Annotated in this window: 15 protein-coding genes and 1 rRNA gene; 8 read left to right on the forward strand and 8 right to left on the reverse strand. The window is 39.5% G+C overall.

Annotated elements, in window-relative coordinates; all coding sequences use genetic code 11:
- The 8 genes from BMX30_RS16625 to dnaA all read right to left on the reverse strand — a co-directional run.
- Nucleotides 1-205 (reverse strand): 16S ribosomal RNA (locus tag BMX30_RS16625); the annotation flags it as partial.
- A gap of 567 nt (nt 206-772) precedes the next feature.
- Nucleotides 773-3,343, reverse strand: a complete 2,571-nt coding sequence (gene gyrA, locus BMX30_RS16630) for a DNA gyrase subunit A (RefSeq protein ID WP_090748298.1) — start codon at nt 3,341-3,343, stop codon at nt 773-775.
- A 112-nt stretch (nt 3,344-3,455) separates the two neighbouring features.
- Nucleotides 3,456-5,378, reverse strand: a complete 1,923-nt coding sequence (gene gyrB / locus BMX30_RS16635) for a DNA topoisomerase (ATP-hydrolyzing) subunit B (RefSeq protein WP_090748617.1) — start codon at nt 5,376-5,378, stop codon at nt 3,456-3,458.
- Nucleotides 5,379-5,436: 58 nt separating this feature from the next.
- Nucleotides 5,437-5,691, reverse strand: coding sequence for an extracellular matrix regulator RemB (gene remB, locus BMX30_RS16640; RefSeq protein ID WP_090748301.1), 255 nt, complete (start codon nt 5,689-5,691; stop codon nt 5,437-5,439).
- A gap of 8 nt (nt 5,692-5,699) precedes the next feature.
- On the reverse strand, nt 5,700-6,818 hold the full coding sequence (recF, locus tag BMX30_RS16645) for a DNA replication/repair protein RecF (RefSeq protein WP_090748304.1): 1,119 nt from the start codon (nt 6,816-6,818) through the stop codon (nt 5,700-5,702).
- An 18-nt stretch (nt 6,819-6,836) separates the two neighbouring features.
- Entirely contained in the window at nt 6,837-7,052 is a 216-nt protein-coding gene (gene yaaA / locus BMX30_RS16650) for a S4 domain-containing protein YaaA (RefSeq protein WP_090748307.1), read from the reverse strand.
- Between the two features lie 193 nt (nt 7,053-7,245).
- Nucleotides 7,246-8,382 carry a DNA polymerase III subunit beta gene (gene dnaN / locus BMX30_RS16655; RefSeq protein ID WP_090748311.1) on the reverse strand — a complete coding sequence of 379 codons (1,137 nt, stop codon included), beginning with the start codon at nt 8,380-8,382 and terminating at the stop codon, nt 7,246-7,248.
- A gap of 183 nt (nt 8,383-8,565) precedes the next feature.
- The gene (gene dnaA / locus BMX30_RS16660; protein WP_090748316.1) at nt 8,566-9,912 is read right to left on the reverse strand and encodes a chromosomal replication initiator protein DnaA; all 1,347 of its coding nucleotides are present in this window, start codon (nt 9,910-9,912) and stop codon (nt 8,566-8,568) included.
- Between the two features lie 601 nt (nt 9,913-10,513).
- On the opposite strand from dnaA, the gene rpmH reads away from it, so the two are divergent.
- The 8 genes from rpmH (at nt 10,514) to noc (ending at nt 18,571) form a co-directional block, all read left to right on the forward strand.
- Nucleotides 10,514-10,648 carry a 50S ribosomal protein L34 gene (rpmH, locus tag BMX30_RS16665; RefSeq protein ID WP_066059809.1) on the forward strand — a complete coding sequence of 45 codons (135 nt, stop codon included), beginning with the start codon at nt 10,514-10,516 and terminating at the stop codon, nt 10,646-10,648.
- A 121-nt stretch (nt 10,649-10,769) separates the two neighbouring features.
- The gene (gene rnpA / locus BMX30_RS16670; RefSeq protein ID WP_090748321.1) at nt 10,770-11,132 is read left to right on the forward strand and encodes a ribonuclease P protein component; all 363 of its coding nucleotides are present in this window, start codon (nt 10,770-10,772) and stop codon (nt 11,130-11,132) included.
- 292 nt (nt 11,133-11,424) lie between these two features.
- Nucleotides 11,425-12,216 carry a YidC family membrane integrase SpoIIIJ gene (gene spoIIIJ / locus BMX30_RS16675; RefSeq protein WP_090748324.1) on the forward strand — a complete coding sequence of 264 codons (792 nt, stop codon included), beginning with the start codon at nt 11,425-11,427 and terminating at the stop codon, nt 12,214-12,216.
- On the forward strand, nt 12,213-12,836 hold the full coding sequence (jag, locus tag BMX30_RS16680; protein WP_090748328.1) for an RNA-binding cell elongation regulator Jag/EloR: 624 nt from the start codon (nt 12,213-12,215) through the stop codon (nt 12,834-12,836). Before spoIIIJ ends, jag begins: the two co-directional genes overlap by 4 nt.
- A gap of 608 nt (nt 12,837-13,444) precedes the next feature.
- The gene (gene mnmE / locus BMX30_RS16685; protein WP_090748333.1) at nt 13,445-14,830 is read left to right on the forward strand and encodes a tRNA uridine-5-carboxymethylaminomethyl(34) synthesis GTPase MnmE; all 1,386 of its coding nucleotides are present in this window, start codon (nt 13,445-13,447) and stop codon (nt 14,828-14,830) included.
- Between the two features lie 122 nt (nt 14,831-14,952).
- Nucleotides 14,953-16,842 (forward strand): tRNA uridine-5-carboxymethylaminomethyl(34) synthesis enzyme MnmG, encoded by a 1,890-nt coding sequence (gene mnmG / locus BMX30_RS16690; RefSeq protein ID WP_090748337.1) that lies wholly within the window; start codon nt 14,953-14,955, stop codon nt 16,840-16,842.
- Nucleotides 16,843-16,871: 29 nt separating this feature from the next.
- A complete protein-coding gene (rsmG, locus tag BMX30_RS16695; RefSeq protein WP_090748340.1) occupies nt 16,872-17,588 on the forward strand; it encodes a 16S rRNA (guanine(527)-N(7))-methyltransferase RsmG in 717 nt (238 codons plus the stop codon).
- 104 nt (nt 17,589-17,692) lie between these two features.
- Entirely contained in the window at nt 17,693-18,571 is an 879-nt protein-coding gene (noc, locus tag BMX30_RS16700) for a nucleoid occlusion protein (RefSeq protein ID WP_090748343.1), read from the forward strand.
- The last annotated feature ends 108 nt before the right edge of the window (nt 18,572-18,679 follow it).

Here is an 18,679-nt window from a genome sequence, read left to right on the forward strand (position 1 = left end):
AGCATCCCCTCATGAGAGGGAATGAATTATCCGGTATTAGCCCCGGTTTCCCGGAGTTATCCCAGTCTTACAGGCAGGTTGCCCACGTGTTACTCACCCGTCCGCCGCTAACATCAGGGAGCAAGCTCCCATCAGTCCGCTCGACTTGCATGTATTAGGCACGCCGCCAGCGTTCGTCCTGAGCCAGGATCAAACTCTCCAATAAAGAGTGATTAGCTCATAAAATAAAACGTTGGCTCATGTTCTTCCATAATAGAAGACATGATAAAAATTGTTTGTTGACGCTTGTTTGTTTAGTTTTCAAAGAGCAATCATCGCGTTTGAGCGACTTTATTAATATAACACTTTCATCCAGCGAAGTCAATATTTTTTTAAAACTTTTAAAATGTTAATAACTTGTTTCGCTGCTGACTTATAAGAGTATATCAGGCATTATCCTAAAAAACAAGGTTTTATTCTATTTTTGCAAAGTTTTTTTCTGATCTCCGGAATCCCCCGAAACATAATAAGATTCTTGCATAAAGATTGTTGTTAAAATCCTAAGTCGAATCTAACGACCAGCCCCTTTTCTCATAATTGGTGGCTGTTTTCTGTATATAGATAGCTCAGATATAAGTATTAAGCTTAAAATCACCAAAGTTGGCTTAACCCCAAGTTCATTCTAAAGTTTGAATAAAGACCATCATCAGAATCCTGCGATCGCTTAAAATAAAAAAACTGTAGACAAGAGTTTGTCTACAGTCTGATAAGCACAAAAATGTGCTCTAATTAATTATTCTTCGCCATCTTCATTTGCTGGTGGTTCTTCAGTAGAAATCGGTTGATTTTCATCTTCCGTAACTGGTAGTCCGTCTTCTGAAACATTATCATGCTCAGATTCGACAGCTTCTAATTCTTCTAGTTTTTCTTCTTCCTTATCAACCTGTGCAACGGTCGATACGGATTCATTCACTTCTTTATTTAGACTAATGAGCTTTACTCCCTGGGTATTACGGCCGGTAATAGAGATTCCACCTACAGGGATACGGATGATAACTCCACCCGTTGTAATAACCATTAAGTCTTCTTCACCTTGGACAACCTTCATTGTAACTAGATCACCATTTTTCTCGGTAATGTTACATGTTTTGATTCCTTTACCGCCACGGCCTTGCCTTCTATACTCGGTGGCAGGTGTACGTTTACCAAAGCCATGTTTTGTTACAACTAATATATCCGCACTTTCTTCAAGAACCTCCATACCAACTACTTCATCATCATTAGCAAGAGTAATCCCTTTAACTCCGGTAGCAGTACGTCCCATGGACCGGACATCGGTTTCTGGGAAGCGAATCATTAAGCCGTTTTTCGTTCCGATGATGATTTCCTTGTCGCCATCGGTTAGGCGAACTGAAATCAACTCATCTCCTTCACGAAGGTTAAGGGCTATTAAACCATTGTTTCGGATATTCGCAAAAGATGTAAGTGGAGTTCGTTTTGCAATTCCATCTTTCGTTGCAAAGAATAGACTCCAATCTTCAACAAACTCTTCTACGTGGATGATAGCATTAACCCACTCGCCTTTTTCCACTCCCAATAAATTGATAATTGGAAGGCCTTTTGCCGTTCTACTGAATTCTGGTACTTCATATCCTTTTGTACGATAAACTTTCCCTTTATTTGTAAAGTAAAGAATCGTATCATGTGTCGAAGTGGTAATTAAATGCTCGACAAAGTCATTCTCATTGGTTCCCATTCCTTGGATTCCGCGTCCACCTCGTCTTTGAGCACGATAGGTTGAAACAGGAAGGCGTTTGATATATCCATTATGAGTCAAGGTGATAACAACATTCTCACGTGGAATTAAATCTTCATCCTCAATCATTTCAATACCCGCAGTTATAATCTCTGTTCTGCGTTTATCATTGAAGCGTTCTTTAACTTCCAATAGTTCTTCACGGATAATTTCAAGGATTTTTTCATCATCTGCTAAAATAGCTTTTAATTCAGAGATTAATTCAATTAGACTTTGGTATTCCTCCTCAATCTTCTCGCGTTCTAAACCTGTTAAACGCTGTAAACGCATGTCGAGGATTGCCTGTGCTTGTTTCTCGGATAAATTGAACTGAGTCATTAATCCTTCACGGGCGATATCCGTAGTTCTTGAACCACGAATTAAGCTAATGATAGCATCTAAATTATCTAATGCGATACGTAAGCCTTCAAGGATATGGGCACGCGCTTCTGCCTTGCGAAGTTCAAATTCAGTCCTACGACGAATAATTACCCTTTGATGGTCCAAATAATAAACTAGACATTGTTTTAGATTCAGAACCTTAGGCTGACCGTCTACAAGCGCTAAAGTGTTAATCCCAAAACTAGTTTGTAATGCCGTTTGCTTATATAAATTATTTAGCAACACATTCGCGTTAGCATCTTTACGTACTTCAATAACAATTCGGAGTCCGTCACGATCGGATTCATCACGCAAATCAGTAATTCCATCGATTTTCTTTTCACGAACTAAGTCAGCAATTTTTTCAATCAATCTTGCTTTGTTTACCTGATATGGAATTTCATTAACGATAATTACTTCTTTACCGTTTGATTTTTGTTCAATCTCTACTTTAGCTCTTACAGTGATCGATCCACGACCTGTTTCATAAGCTTTTCGGATACCACTTCTGCCAAGAATCATTCCGCCTGTAGGGAAGTCAGGGCCAGGTATGATTTCCATTAGTTCTGGGATTGAAATTTCAGGGTCCTTACTTACTGCTAGAACACCATCAATCACTTCTCCTAGTTGATGTGGTGGGATATTTGTCGCCATTCCGACTGCAATCCCTGATGTACCATTGACAAGGAGGTTTGGAAATCTTGAAGGAAGAACAACTGGTTCTCTTTCAGAGCCATCATAGTTATCCTGATAATCAATCGTATCCTTATTGATATCCCGAAGGAGTTCCATAGAGATTTTTGACATTCTTGCTTCTGTATAACGCATCGCTGCAGCGGAATCTCCGTCAATGGAACCGAAATTCCCATGACCATCGACTAACATATAACGATAATTGAAATCCTGGGCCATCCGGACCATCGTTTCATAAACTGCTGAATCACCATGTGGGTGGTATTTCCCGATAACTTCCCCAACGATTCTAGCTGACTTTTTATAAGCCTTATCTGAGTGCATTCCAAGATCATGCATTGCGTAAAGGATGCGTCGGTGTACCGGTTTTAAGCCGTCACGCACATCAGGCAAGGCTCGAGCTACGATAACGCTCATAGCATAATCTAGGAAGGATGTCTTCATTTCCTGACTAATATTAATCTCTTTCACACGAGGATTGGGCGTCTCTGCCATTTGGAAGGTACCTCCTTTAATAGAAAAGCGAAAGCGCCTGTCCAACCCTGAGGAGCTAGGGGGCGCTACTTGCTACTAATAGAAAAGCAGGATAGACAGTATATCTATCCTGTTAAATATCTAAGTTTTTAACATAAACGGCATTTTCTTCGATAAACTGACGTCTAGGCTCTACTTTGTCTCCCATTAACATCTCAAAGGTTTCATCCGCTTCGATCGCATCTTCAAGACTAACCTGTAACAATAAACGGTTATCTGGGTCCATCGTTGTCTCCCAAAGCTGCCCTGGATTCATTTCACCAAGACCCTTATAACGCTGAATACCAGGCTTAGGTAAGGCAGACAGCTGAGCTAAAACTGCGTCTAGCTGTTTATTATTGTAGGCATATTCAATTCGTTTACCTTGCTGAATTTTATATAACGGTGGTTGGGCAATATAAATATAACCAGCTTCAATAATTTGTCTCATATACCTATAAAAGAATGTTAATAACAGCGTCCGAATATGTGCACCATCTACATCAGCATCGGTCATAATAACGATTTTGTGGTAGCGGGCTTTTGAGATATCAAAATCTTCCCCAATTCCGGTTCCGATTCCTGTAATCAGAGCTCTTACCTCATTGTTCGAAAGGATACGATCAAGTCGTGCCTTCTCTACGTTTAAAATCTTCCCTCTAAGCGGTAAGATTGCTTGGAAATGACGATCACGCCCTTGTTTTGCGGAACCGCCTGCTGAATCACCCTCAACGATATATATTTCACTTATCGAAGGGTCCTTCGAAGAACAGTCAGCTAATTTACCAGGTAAACTTGAAACTTCTAATGCACTTTTACGTCTTGTTAGCTCACGTGCCTTTTTAGCAGCCAATCTAGCTCTGGCGGCCATCAATCCCTTATCGACGACCTTTCGTGCAACCGATGGATTTTCAAGCATGAACTTTTCGAAGTGTTCCGAAAAAGTGGTATCCGTAACGTGCCGAACTTCCGAATTACCAAGTTTTGTTTTCGTTTGACCTTCAAACTGAGGGTCTGGATGTTTAACAGAAATAATCGCGGTTATTCCCTCACGAACATCTTCGCCTGATAGATTGTCATCATTCGCTTTAAATATCCCATTTTTTCTAGCGTAATCGTTAATCACTCTTGTGAGGGCTGTTTTAAATCCAGATTCATGCGTTCCACCCTCATACGTATGAATATTGTTTGCGAATGAGTAGATATTGCTAGTAAAACCTTCATTGTATTGAATCGCTACTTCGACCGTGATTCCGTCTTTTTCACCTTCAATATAGATTGGTTCCTCATGAAGGACATCTTTTGTGCGGTTTAAGTGCTCCACATAAGAGCGAATACCGCCCTCGTAATAAAACTCACTTTTTTTGCCTTCAGAACGTTTATCCTCAATGGTTATTTTCAACCCTTTATTGAGGAAAGCTAACTCACGAGTACGAGTGGCTAACGTTTCAAAGTCATATTCAAGTGTTTCGTTGAAAATTTCTCCATCCGGAACAAAATGAACCGTTGTTCCGGTTTTGTCTGTCTCACCAATCACCTTTAATTCTTGCTTTATTGCACCACGCTCAAAGGAGATATAGTGAAGCTTGCCGTCACGGTGGACATATACTTCTAGAAGGGTAGAAAGGGCATTAACAACGGACGCACCAACGCCATGAAGTCCGCCAGAAACCTTGTAACCTCCACCGCCAAACTTACCACCGGCATGAAGAACCGTCATAATGACTTCAACAGCTGGTCTTCCCATCTTCTCATGCATTCCTACCGGGATCCCTCGGCCATTATCATGAACGGTGATGCTATTGTCTTCTTCAATAATGAGATTAATCTCATCACAATAACCAGCTAGTGCCTCATCAATACTGTTATCTACGATTTCCCAAACGAGGTGATGAAGGCCTTTTCCACTTGTTGATCCGATATACATCCCCGGGCGTTTTCGAACCGCCTCCAAACCTTCGAGGACCTGTATCTGGTCTGCTTCATACGATTGTCCTTGCATGGCTTCTTGTTCCATTGCCATATCGGTCACCTACACTTTCAATTTACAGTTCAATTACTAATCATGTTAGAGACTATAGAGGAAACTCCTGAACAGTTAATTTTTGCGAACGCTTTTTTAATGTTCCAGCTGCTAGAGGAGAGTAATAAATTTGATCCTTTGTGATAACAATAGATTTGTACTCTTTCTTTGATAAATTAACGATTTCTTGGTTCCGACGAGCGAGGAATTCCTCAAGCACATCAGAAAAGCCGGTGCTTTCTTTATCTAAGATGGCAATAATTTCACTTGTTCTGACCAACGTATCTTCTCCAATATGCAAGTACATGTTTCACCTCATTGGATTTTTGTCATCACTCCAGATTCCACCCGATAAGCGGCGGCATCTTTCAGTGTCTTATGGTCAATCCCATCCACACTAGTCGTTGTGACAAAGGTTTGGACCTTCCCTTGAATTGTATTTAATAAATGGGATTGGCGGTAATCGTCTAATTCTGATAAAACATCATCGAGAAGAAGAATCGGATACTCACCAATTTCTCTATTAATCAATTCAATTTCAGCTAACTTAACTGATAGGGCAGTTGTCCGTTGCTGTCCTTGAGAGCCAAATGTTTGGACATCGCGTCCATTGACGATAAACTCTAAGTCGTCTCGATGCGGACCAAACATAGTTGTTCCTCGTTCAATTTCCCTTTGTTTGATTTTCATAAATTTATTTTCATAGACCTCTATCATTTTCGACAAATCTTGGTCTTCTGATACATCAGCAGATGGTTTATAGTCAATTTTCAATGTTTCTAGCCCACGGGAAATCCCCTCGTGGATTGGGAGTGCCCATTGTTCAAGCAAACGAATAAACTCATACCGTTTAATAATAATTTTCGCTGCCATTTGAATAAACTGTTCTGTTAAAACATCAAGCATAGTCAAATCTGTTGTTTTCTTAATCTGCAGTTGTTTAAGGTAATGATTACGTTGCTGAAGCATTTTTTGATATTGGCTAATATCATGCAAATAGACAGGGGATACCTGTCCAATTTCCATATCAATAAAACGGCGCCTTACTTGTGGACTCCCTTTCACAAGGTTTAAATCCTCAGGCGCGAACATCACAACATTCATATTCCCTACATACTGGCTTAACTTTTTTTGTTCAATATGATTATATTTTGCTCGTTTTCCCTTTTTGGAAATAACGAGTTGCATTGGTACGGATCCACGGTTCTTTATAATCCTACCTTCTATTTTAGCATAATCTGTGTCCCAGCGAATAAGTTCTTTATCATTTGCTGTCCGATGAGACTTTGCCATGGCCAATACAAAAATCGATTCCATCACATTTGTTTTTCCTTGGGCATTCTCACCAATGATCACATTTACTTTATTTTCAAAATGCGCTTCTAGCTGCTCATAATTCCGATAATTTTTTATTTGTAATTCTTCAATATGCATGAATGGACCATCCTTTAATTATTGGATGACTAGAAACTCTCCGTACTCGGGAATCATGATTTGATCTCCATTTCGGAGCTTTCTTCCTCTTCTTTGATCTTGTTCTCCGTTGACATAGACCTCATGTTCACTTAAGAACCATTTAGCCATTCCGCCGGATTGAATGACCTCTGCTAGCTTAAGAAACTGGCCCAATGTAATGAACTCTGTGTCAATTTTAATTTCTTCGCTCATTTATTTTCACCATTTCTTTAAAAGGATTTAATACTTTATTTTACTAAAAAAAAACGCAAGAGACAAGTAACAAAAGCGACGTGGTCCGATGAGCATGCATGATTCCTGACTAAATAATTTTAAAAACGGAAAATTTCACTCTTTTTTCTAAAAAGAAAATCCCCTGTCAAGCTGACAAGGGATTGGCAAAAGATTAATAAGTTCTTACCGGTAAAATTAACTGGAGAATCGCTTCGTCATTTAGTGGACGAATAACAAAGGGTCTCATCGCTCCAGTAAAGGAAATTTGAATTTCGCTTCCCTCAAGGGCTTTTAGAGCATCCATCATGTATTTAGCACTGAAGGAAATTTTCAATTCTTCCCCTTCAACAGATTGAGTTTGAATTTCTTCAACAACTTTTCCGATTTCCGGTGTGTTGGATGATATTTCAATTGAATTCCCATCAATAGTTGAGAATTTAACGACATTATTTTTCCCTTCTCTTGCTAGTAAAGAAGCACGATCAATTGCATGAAGGAATTCTTTTGTATTTACAACGACATCGGTTTTTCGCTCATTTGGAATTAATCTAGCCGTATCAGGATAATTGCCTTCAAGCAGTCGGGAAAAGAATAATAGGTGTTTGGTTTTAAAGAGTACCTGGTTTTCAGTAACAACAATATCAACCATCGCTGCGGTATCATCGAGAATCTTACTTAACTCCGTCAGGCTCTTTCCTGGAATAACGACATTATGCTTTCCATCTGCTTCTGTCTCTAATCTAGCTTTCCTTAATGCCAGGCGGTGACTATCTGTTGCAATACAGATCAATTCGCTATTTTCAACCTTCCAGTTTACACCTGTCAAGATTGGGCGTGTTTCTGAGGTGGACACTGCAAATACTGTCTGCCGAATAAGGGCTTTAAGTAAATCTGTTGGTATCCGAAAAGCATTTTCTTCTGAAATTTGAGGTAGGTGTGGATATTCCTCAGCATCTAAGCCATTCAAATTAAATTCAGATTTCCCTGAACGAATGACAGTTTGTAAATGGTTTTCTACATCAATTTCAACTGTGCTTGTAGGAAGCTTTCTAACAATTTCACTAAAGAATTTCGCTTGTAGAACAATCGCTCCAGTTTGTTTGATTTCAACTATTTCTTTGTCATCTTCTACTCTTGGAATAAAAGATTCAATCGAAATATCCGAATCACTTCCAGTTAATGTTACTCCATCTTCTGTAGCAACAATTTTAATCCCTGTCAGAATAGGAATGGTCGTTCTGCTGGTTACTGCTTTCATAACATCTTGGACACTTTGTAATAAATAGTCCCTCTGGATGACAAACCTCATTTGAAAATCCTCCAATTTGGTATTTATTTCGCACATCATGCATATATTTATATTTTAAAAATATAGTAAAAGTACTAGTAGGCCCTGTGGATTTGTGGATAACCTTATTTTCGACAAGGAAACACAGCCTATCCACATGTGGACAGACTGTGTGCAACTACTCTCTAGTTATTCACATTATCCCTAGACCTTCAACTGATCATGAATTTCTTTTAGCTGTTTTTGCAGGGCTGAATCAGTCGATAGGAGTTTAGAAATCTTTTCATGAGCATGGATGACGGTTGTATGGTCACGCCCGCCAAATTCCTCCCCAATTTTCGGAAGGGAAAAGTCAGTTAATTCACGAGAAAGATACATGGCAATTTGTCTTGGGAATGCAACGGATTTAGTACGTTTCTTTGCTTTGAAATCTTCAAGTTTTACATTATAGTGCTGGCCAACAGTTCTTTGTATATCAAGAATGGTAATCACTTTTGGCTTTGAGTTAGGAATAATGTCTTTTAAAGCTTCGGCAGCTAAATCAGCATTAATGTCTTTGTTAATTAACGAAGAAAAGGCAACTACTCTTATTAATGCCCCTTCAAGTTCGCGGATATTGGAATCAATTTGGTTTGCAATATAAAGCATGACCTCATTTGGAATATCAAGGCCTTCAGCTTTTGCCTTTTTCTTAAGAATGGCTACCCTTGTTTCTAAATCAGGAGGGGTGATATCGGTAATTAAGCCCCATTCGAAACGTGATCGTAACCTGTCTTCCAATGTTGGTATTTCTTTAGGAGGCCGATCACTGGAGATAATGATTTGCTTGCTTTCTTCGTGCAGGGTATTAAAAGTATGGAAGAATTCTTCTTGAGTTGATTCTTTTCCAGCGAGGAATTGAATATCATCAATAAGAAGAACATCGACTTTCCGATATTTGTTCCGGAATTCGACCGCTTTGTTATCGCGGATAGAATTAATAAACTCGTTTGTAAATTTTTCAGAAGATAAATAAACTACCTTCGCAGAAGGGTTATGTTCCTGAACATAATGGCCAATCGCGTGCATTAAGTGAGTTTTACCAAGTCCGACTCCCCCGTATATAAACAGTGGATTATAGGCTTTAGCCGGTGCCTCTGCAACCGCAAGCGAAGCAGCATGAGCAAACCGATTCCCCGATCCAATTACAAAAGTATCAAAGATATATTTAGGGTTAAGCATATTGTTATGAAGATCATGGTGATCTTCACCTTTGTTTGCTTTCTTTGGTGGGACGGGCAGGCTTATTTCTTCCTCACTTTGATTTTGCGGAATAATAAACTTGATTGTTAGATTTTCACCTGTAATTTCATAAATAATTCCGCTAATCAGCTGGGAATACCGTTCTTCAAGCCAGTCACGGGCAAACTCATTCGGGGCTGTAATGGTCAGTGTGTCTCCCTGGAGAGAATGAGCCTTTGTTGATTTTAGCCAAGTATCAAAACTAGGCTTACTAATTTTTTTCTCAACTTTGGATAAGGCTGTATTCCAGAGGTCCGCGATATTTTCCAATCCATAACCCTCCTTTGGCAATGTATTTATAACCATGCATAACCATGTATAAAGCCTTTTTGGGCGAAATTTATAATTATACAAGTCTATTAATGTGGAAAAATATATAATAGGAATAAAAGCGGTTTTTCGACAATATCCACGATTTGTGGACAAAGTTCAAATCACAGGCTTGGATAACCTATCCACATGATATCCACAATTTGTGGATAAGTATAATTTTCAACATTAGTTGTTAAGAGTGAAAACACAAATATAATATCAAAAAATCCATTATGGCGCAACGGTTTTTGATACCTTATCCACAATAGTCTACAGCTGTGGAGAGAAATTGTCCACAGGATATTTATTTGTGTAAAAGTTGTTAATTATGATTGTGGATAAAGAAAAACGTGTCGATTTTTGTCCACAAGCCTATGTAGATAGGATTTTGTATAGGAAAAAAATCAATTTTTAAATATAGAAATCAGTGGGATGGAAAAACTTTTCATGCAGATAAATTTTAGTTTTCAATTGTGGCTATTGACATTTTACTGGTACCGTCCTTATAATTAGTAGGAATGTCTGACTTAGCAGCTAATTCCTCAGGGAGGTGTCATATATGAAAAGAACTTACCAACCAAATAAACGTAAGCACAGCAAAGTTCACGGTTTCCGTAGCCGCATGAGCTCAGCAAACGGACGCAAGGTACTTGCTCGCCGTCGTCGTAAAGGAAGAAAAGTATTATCAGCCTAGGCCACTGAACTGTCAGTGGCTTTTTTTCTCTTTCAGCTAAGCTAACCGATCAATTGGAACGCAAGATAATCTCTATAGTAAGTAATAGTAATTTGTCAGGCTGGAGTGAAGGTGTGTTTATATGAAGAAAGAACTTAGAATTAAAAAGAATAAGGAATTCCAGCAAGTTTTTCAAAAAGGGAAGTCCTTTGCAAATAGGCAATTTGTCGTTTATGTCATGAAAAAGGAAGACCAGGAAACTTTTCGGATCGGCTTATCGGTAAGCAAGAAGATTGGAAATGCCGTTAAACGTAACCAAATTAAGAGATATATTCGTCAGGCATTCCTCGAATTGAAAGATGAAGTTAAAAAGGGGAACGATTACGTTATTATTGCGAGAAAGCCGACAGCTGAAATGGGAATGCAAGATGTAAAAAAAAGTCTAGAACATGTTTTAAAGGTCGCTCGCGTTTTGAAAAAAAAGAACATTGGTCATAATGAGTGAAGGAAAGCTTTGTCTCTTATAGAAATAAAAATTGAGAGAAATAAGCTTTGTTACATGGAGAAAAGAGCTTGCAAATTTTACTAACAAAAGGCCTTTAGGATTTTAACAACAATCTTTATGAAAAGCGCCTTTTTTTAAAGCGCTTTTTTATAAAAGATGATAAAATACATTTGGACTATTAATGATCAAATTTGTTGTAACCGATTTGGGTGTAATTACATAATTGGTCGTAAATTGCTTCAGATAATTCAATATTAGTCAGGGATTGATCACGGTTAGGAGGAAATAGGGATTGAAAAATAGAATGTTACTTGTAGTGAGTCTGGTATTTCTAATGACAGTTCTAACAGGCTGTATGGAATACGAACAGGCCATCACTTCTGAAAGCGAAGGCTTTTGGAATGAATATATCGTTTATCCACTATCTTGGTTAATTGTTCACATGGCCGATTGGCTAGGTGGAAGCTTTGGACTTTCACTAATTGCGGTAACCATTCTTATTCGCTTTGCCATTTTGCCGCTAATGATTAAACAAACGAAAAGTTCGAAGGCCATGCAAGCGATTCAGCCTGAGATAAAGGAATTGCAAGCTAAATATAGCTCAAAGGATCAACAAACGCAGCAAAAACTTCAACAAGAGACCATGGCCTTATTCCAAAAGCATGGAGTCAATCCACTAGCGGGTTGTTTGCCAATTTTTGTTCAAATGCCAATCTTAATCGGTTTTTACCATGCAATTGTACGTACCCGAGAAATTGCTGGACATAACTTCCTATGGTTCGAGCTTGGTGCACCAGATCCATTTTTCATTTTGCCACTTGTAGCGGGAATCACAACATTCCTACAGCAAAAGATTATGATGGTAGGAATGCCAGATAATCCTCAAATGAAGATGATGCTTTGGATGATGCCAATTATGATTGTTGTTTTCGCCTTTAACTTACCTGCAGCCTTGCCTTTATACTGGGTTGTCGGAAATATTTTCTCTATTATTCAGACCTATTTTATTAAAGGGCCGGATTTGAAGAAGCAGCCAGCGACAGCAACAGCCACCGGCAAAGCGGGAGGAGCAAAGAAAAAGTGAAACAGATAACTGCTACAGGACAAACAGTCGAAGAAGCAGTAGAATCAGCACTAGCTCAATTACAGACTACGAAGGACCGCACCGAGATACAGATTGTTGATGAGGGGAAAAAAGGATTCTTTGGGATCTTTGGTTCAAGACCAGCGATTGTTAAAGTGACAGTTAAAATTGATCCTTTTGAAGAAGCAATCAACTACCTGAAAAAGATTAGCCATGAACTGGGAGCGCCGGCAGAAATTGAGCTCAAACAAGAGGGCAAACAAGTTCAGTTTATTTTAACAGGTGATAAGATCGCCTTATTGATAGGGAAAAGAGGACAGACTCTTAACTCTCTTCAGTACCTAACTCAACTAGTGATGAATCGTTATTCGAATCAATTTTATACGGTTCTTTTGGATGCTGAGGATTACCGCAAAAGAAGAAATGATACCCTGGTTCAACTAGCAGAGCGTCTTGCTCAAAAGGCTTTAAGAACTGGCCAGGAGGTTGCATTAGAGCCTATGCCTTCATATGAACGAAAAGTGATTCATACAGCATTGGTGAAAAATAGGAAAGTAAAGACCTATTCAGACGGGAGTGACCCACACCGTCACATCGTCATTACCCCTGCAGGGAAATAAATAGGCTATAGATTGATTAAGACTGAAGACAAACTCGGAGAATTCGAGCTTGCCTGCAGTCTTTTTTATTTTGTATGTAAATAGGACTATTGAATTTTTTTGCAAAGGATTTTTTTGTGAAACCGGTTGATTGGAGTGGAAGGCACGAAGACTCCTCGAAAATGAACTGCACATTTTCTCGTGCGTGGGCCTATTCAAGGATGACATTCAGTGTCCTGCGGGAGTGCAAGGCCAAGGGAGACCCCACAGGAGCGTAGCGACGAGGAGATAGAAAAGTAGAAGCGTCTCGAGGGGCTAGGCGCTGCAGCTAGACAGGCTCCCGGACTGCCCGCGGAAAGCGAAGTGCCTGGAGCGGAAATCAACACCTACGTTTAACACAAAAAAAACAGCCTTTAGAAAATAATCTATTTTAAAATCCTGTAGTATCCTGTTTTATTGTTATTCACATGTGGATAAGTTAAAATAATAACTACTTCTTATGTTTGTTGTGGATAAGATTTAGCTAGAGATTATATTTTTTTCAATGTTGATGTGATATTCTATAAAAATTGGTGAACGAAGCCTGGTATAGATAGAAGTGCTTGTAGTTTTAGTTATGGGGTGAAAAGATGGAGTTTGATACAATTGCCGCGATTTCTACTCCAATGGGAGAAGGAGCGATTGCGATTGTCCGCTTAAGCGGAGATGATGCTTTTAAAATAGCAGACAAACTATTCAAAGGAATAGGGAATAAAAAAATTGTAGAAGTTCCTTCACATACAATACACTATGGTCATATGATTGACCCGAAGACCAATATGGTAGCAGAAGAGGTTATGGTTTCAGTAATGAAAGGCCCCAAGACATTTACGAAGGAAGATGTAATTGAAATCAATTGTCATGGTGGTCTTGTGTCTGTTAACCGGGTACTCCAGTTAGTGCTAAGTGAGGGAGCAAGGCTTGCTGAGCCAGGTGAATTTACGAAAAGGGCTTTTTTAAATGGCCGAATCGATCTTTCACAGGCAGAAGCGGTTATTGACTTGATTCGTGCAAAAACTGATCGAGCGATGAATGTTGCACTGGGACAAATGGATGGACGACTATCTAGACTCATTCGTAAGCTACGTCAGGAGATATTGGAGACACTTGCGCATGTGGAGGTCAATATTGATTATCCTGAGTATGATGATGTCGAAGAAATGACCCATAATATGCTTCTAGAAAAATCTAGATATGTTCATAAGGAAATTGCAAAGTTACTTGAAACTTCGCAGCAAGGGAAAATCCTTCGTGAAGGACTCTCAACCGTTATTGTCGGTCGCCCAAATGTCGGGAAATCTTCTTTATTGAACAGTTTAGTACAGGAAAATAAAGCAATTGTAACTGATATTCCAGGAACGACAAGGGATGTTATCGAGGAATATGTCAATGTTAGAGGTGTTCCATTAAGGCTTTTAGATACGGCAGGTATTCGAGAAACAGAGGATATCGTCGAAAGAATCGGAGTAGAGCGATCTCGCCAAGTGTTGAAAGAAGCCGATTTAATTTTGCTTGTACTCAATTACTCGGATGAGTTAACGGAAGAAGATCACAATCTCTTTAAAGCTGTCGCAGGTATGGACGTGATTGTGATTGTCAATAAAACCGATTTACCTCAAAAGATGAATATGGACGAGTTACATGAATTAGCTAAAGACTATAAAGTTGTCACGACTTCCTTAAAAGAAGATAAGGGAATTGATGAACTAGAAGAAGCAATCTCCTCATTATTCTTCTCAGGGGCGCTTGAAGCAGGAGATATGACTTACGTATCCAATAGCCGACATATCGCTTTGTTAAATCAGGCAAACCGATCAATCGAGGAAGCCATTAATGGAGTAGAAAGCGGTGTTCCCGTCGACATCGTTCAGATAGACTTAACCCGCTCATGGGAACTGCTCGGAGAAATCATCGGAGAAAGTGTTCACGAAAGCCTAATCGACCAATTATTCTCCCAGTTCTGCTTAGGTAAATAGAAGCGTTAAGCTTTATTTGTTGATTGTAACGGAAGGCGAGTGCCTGGAGTGGAAATCAACAGCAACGTTAACATAGCCTTTTATTTAGAATTTTATTTTAAGAAAGCAAAGGAGGCAGCCAAATGCCATTTGAAGCCGGAAATTACGACGTAATCGTAATCGGTGCGGGTCATGCCGGTAGTGAAGCAAGTCTTGCGGCAGCACGCATGGGTGCCAAAACATTAATGATTACCATTAATCTGGATATGATTGCATTTATGCCATGCAACCCATCCATTGGTGGGCCAGCAAAAGGGATCGTTGTCAGAGAAATTGATGCATTAGGCGGTGAAATGGGCCGCAACATCGATAAAACATATATTCAAATGCGGATGCTAAACACAGGAAAAGGGCCAGCTGTACGAGCATTACGGGCTCAAGCAGATAAATTTGCCTATCAGCATGAAATGAAGAAAACAATGGAAGAAGAACCGAACTTAACAATGGTTCAAGGAATGGTTGAACGGTTAATTGTCGAGGACGGTGTTTGTAATGGTGTCATTACAATGACAGGGGCAGAGTATCGTTCAAAAACAGTGGTCATTACGACTGGTACTTTTCTGCGCGGAGAAATTATCCTTGGTGAGTTGAAATACTCTAGTGGTCCCAACAATCAACAACCTTCGATTAAGCTTTCTGAACATCTAGAGGAGCTTGGTTTTGACTTGGCGAGATTTAAAACGGGAACACCTCCAAGGATCCATAGTAATACAATTGATTATTCTAAAACAGAGATTCAGCCTGGAGATGACACTCCACGAGCGTTCTCCTATGAGACAACAAAATATATTACGGAGCAGCTTCCTTGCTGGCTTACTTATACTAACGAAAAAACCCATCAAATTATCGATGAAAATCTCCATCGGTCACCGATGTTCTCAGGAATGATTAAAGGAACGGGACCGCGTTATTGCCCATCCATTGAAGATAAGGTTGTTCGATTTAATGATAAACCACGTCATCAAATATTCCTTGAGCCAGAAGGACGTCATACACAGGAGGTCTATGTTCAAGGCCTATCAACAAGCTTACCTGAGGATGTGCAGCAGCAAATTCTAAGGTCGATTCCTGCCCTTGAAAATGCCAAAATGATGCGTCCTGGTTACGCGATTGAATATGATGCCGTTATTCCGACACAATTATGGCCGACTTTAGAAACAAAGGTCGTCAAGAACCTTTATACAGCCGGACAAATTAATGGAACCTCAGGTTACGAAGAGGCTGCTGGCCAGGGGTTAATGGCTGGGATCAATGCAGGAAGACGAGCCTTAGATAAAGAAGAATTGATTTTGAGCCGCTCTGACGCTTATATTGGTGTCATGATTGATGACCTTGTGACAAAAGGGACGAATGAGCCGTACAGATTGCTGACTTCAAGAGCAGAGTATCGCTTATTGCTCCGTCATGATAATGCTGATTTACGTTTAACTGAGAAAGGGCATGAGCTCGGAATGATCTCCGAAGAACGTTACGAGCGTTTCATTCAAAAAAAGGAAGCTATTGATGCGGAAGTCCAAAGGCTTCGTTCCATTATTATCAAGCCTTCGGAAGAGGTTCAGAGCCTTATTCGCTCACTTGGTGGTAGTGAATTAAAGGATGGAATTCGTGCTTCTGACTTTATTAAGAGAACGGAAATTTCATATGAGCATATTAAAAAGCTGATTCCACCAGAAGTAGAATTGGATACAGACGTAGAAGAACAAGTTGAAATCCAAATCAAGTATGAGGGTTATATTGAAAAATCATTGCAACAAGTGGATCGTTTGAAAAAAATGGAGAACAAAAAGATTCCGGAGAACATTGATTATGATGCCATTACAGGGATTGCAACTGAGGCTCGACAAAAGTTGAAGGATGTCCGTCCGCTTTCAATTGCCCAGGCTTCTCGTATTTCTGGTGTAAACCCTGCGGATATTTCCATCCTATTAGTTTATATTGAACAGGGTAAAATCGCACGGGTATCAAATGATTGATATAAATTTTAGCAGAAAGGGATTAGCCTATGAATCCAGACCAATTTAAAGCAGCTCTTGCTGAGAAAGGGATTGTTCTCTCCGATCGGCAGATGGAGCAATATGAAATCTATTTCAAAACGCTTGTTGAGTGGAATGAAAAAATGAATTTAACGGCAATTACTGAAAAAGAGGAAGTGTACTTAAAGCATTTCTATGATTCAATTTCGGCGGCCTTTTATTTTGACTTCAATAAGCCTTTTACGATTTGTGATGTTGGAGCTGGCGCTGGATTTCCGAGCATTCCCTTAAAAATTGCGTTTCCAAACTTGAACATCACCATTGTTGATTCCCTAAACAAGCGAATTTCCTTTCTTGAACATTTGGCCAAGGAGCTTGGACTTGAGAATACACAATTCATCCATGACAGAGCTGAAACATTTGGGAAAAACCCATTATACCGAGAAAAGTACGAGCTTGTTATGGCTAGGGCGGTTGCAAGATTATCAGTTCTTAGTGAACTGTGTCTGCCTTTAGTTCAAATGGACGGTACCTTTATTGCCATGAAGGGTGGCCAGGCGGAGGAAGAAATCCAAAGCGGAAAAAAGGCACTTGATGTGCTCGGTGGAAAAGTGAAAAGTGTACATTCCTTTAAACTCCCCGTTGAAGAAAGTGAACGGAATATATTAGTGATTGAAAAAAAGAAGAAAACACCGAAGCAGTACCCGAGGAAACCAGGTACCCCAAACAAAACTCCTATCGAATAGGGGTACCTTCTCTTTAAAATTAGTTTATAATAATATTTAGATGCAGGAACTTGTCTTTATATATTGAATATGTTAAAGGGAGTTTCGTAAAGGTGGTGCAGGGAATGAAGCCTTCTTTTTCACGCTTCTTTGGTTTGGGTGAAAAGCAGGAACAGCAGGAAGAACAATTGGAACAGATAGAAGTAGAAGTAGAGAAACCGATAGAACGAGATGAAATAAAAAAAATCCCGATTGATGATATCGTTCCGAACCGATTTCAGCCAAGGACGGTGTTTGACGATGAGAAAATTGAGGAGCTCGCCCGTACAATCCACACGCACGGAGTGATTCAACCTATCGTCATCAGGGAATTTGAAAATGGAAAGTATGAAATCATCGCAGGTGAGCGCCGCTGGCGGGCGATGAAAAAACTTGGATGGGATGAAGTTCCAGCCATTATCAATAATTTAAGTGATGCAGAGACCGCATCGGTTGCCTTAATTGAAAATCTTCAACGGGAAGAATTGTCTCCAATTGAGGAGGCGATTGCCTATGGCAAGTTATTAGAAATTCATAGCTTAACGCAGGAAGCATTGGCCCAGCGCTTAGGTAAGGGACAATCTACGGTTGCGAATAAGCTTCGATTGCTAAAGTTGCCTCAAGAAGTTCAGGATGCACTATTAAATAAATTGATTTCCGAACGTCATGCACGGTCGTTAATTCCACTTAAAAATCCTGAAAAACAGGTTCAGCTGTTGAACGAAATCATAGAGAAATCTCTTAATGTCAAACAAACTGAACTTAGGGTAGAGAAAATGCTTAATCAGTCCACTGAGAAGCCGAAACCAAAGCGTAAGGCCTTCAGTAAGGATGTGCGCATTGCGGTCAACACGATTCGTCAATCCTTGTCTATGGTTTCCGATTCAGGGATTAATTTAAAGTCTGAAGAAGAAGAACATGAGGACTACTATCAAATTACCATTCAAATTCCTAAAAAGAAATAATACTAGAATGTGAGAAACGGTGAATGTTTCTCGCTTTTTTTTGTAGATTATTAGATTACTAACTTTGTTTTTTATAAATTTCCCATTTAGTTTATGATAAAATAAAAT

This window comes from Mesobacillus persicus, from assembly GCF_900109925.1.
In the GTDB taxonomy this organism is placed as follows: domain Bacteria; phylum Bacillota; class Bacilli; order Bacillales; family Cytobacillaceae; genus Mesobacillus_B; species Mesobacillus_B persicus.

Coding starts and splice junctions, on each gene's coding strand:
- yaaA (WP_090748307.1), bottom strand. CDS start 7,052: ATGAGCGAAGAAATTAAAATTGACACAGAGTTCATTACATTGGGCCAG.
- recF (WP_090748304.1), bottom strand. CDS start 6,818: ATGCATATTGAAGAATTACAAATAAAAAATTATCGGAATTATGAGCAG.
- noc (WP_090748343.1), top strand. CDS start 17,693: ATGAAGCCTTCTTTTTCACGCTTCTTTGGTTTGGGTGAAAAGCAGGAA.
- gyrA (WP_090748298.1), bottom strand. CDS start 3,343: ATGGCAGAGACGCCCAATCCTCGTGTGAAAGAGATTAATATTAGTCAG.
- mnmE (WP_090748333.1), top strand. CDS start 13,445: ATGGAGTTTGATACAATTGCCGCGATTTCTACTCCAATGGGAGAAGGA.
- dnaN (WP_090748311.1), bottom strand. CDS start 8,382: ATGAGGTTTGTCATCCAGAGGGACTATTTATTACAAAGTGTCCAAGAT.
- gyrB (WP_090748617.1), bottom strand. CDS start 5,378: ATGGAACAAGAAGCCATGCAAGGACAATCGTATGAAGCAGACCAGATA.
- rpmH (WP_066059809.1), top strand. CDS start 10,514: ATGAAAAGAACTTACCAACCAAATAAACGTAAGCACAGCAAAGTTCAC.
- mnmG (WP_090748337.1), top strand. CDS start 14,953: ATGCCATTTGAAGCCGGAAATTACGACGTAATCGTAATCGGTGCGGGT.
- rnpA (WP_090748321.1), top strand. CDS start 10,770: ATGAAGAAAGAACTTAGAATTAAAAAGAATAAGGAATTCCAGCAAGTT.
- remB (WP_090748301.1), bottom strand. CDS start 5,691: ATGTACTTGCATATTGGAGAAGATACGTTGGTCAGAACAAGTGAAATT.
- rsmG (WP_090748340.1), top strand. CDS start 16,872: ATGAATCCAGACCAATTTAAAGCAGCTCTTGCTGAGAAAGGGATTGTT.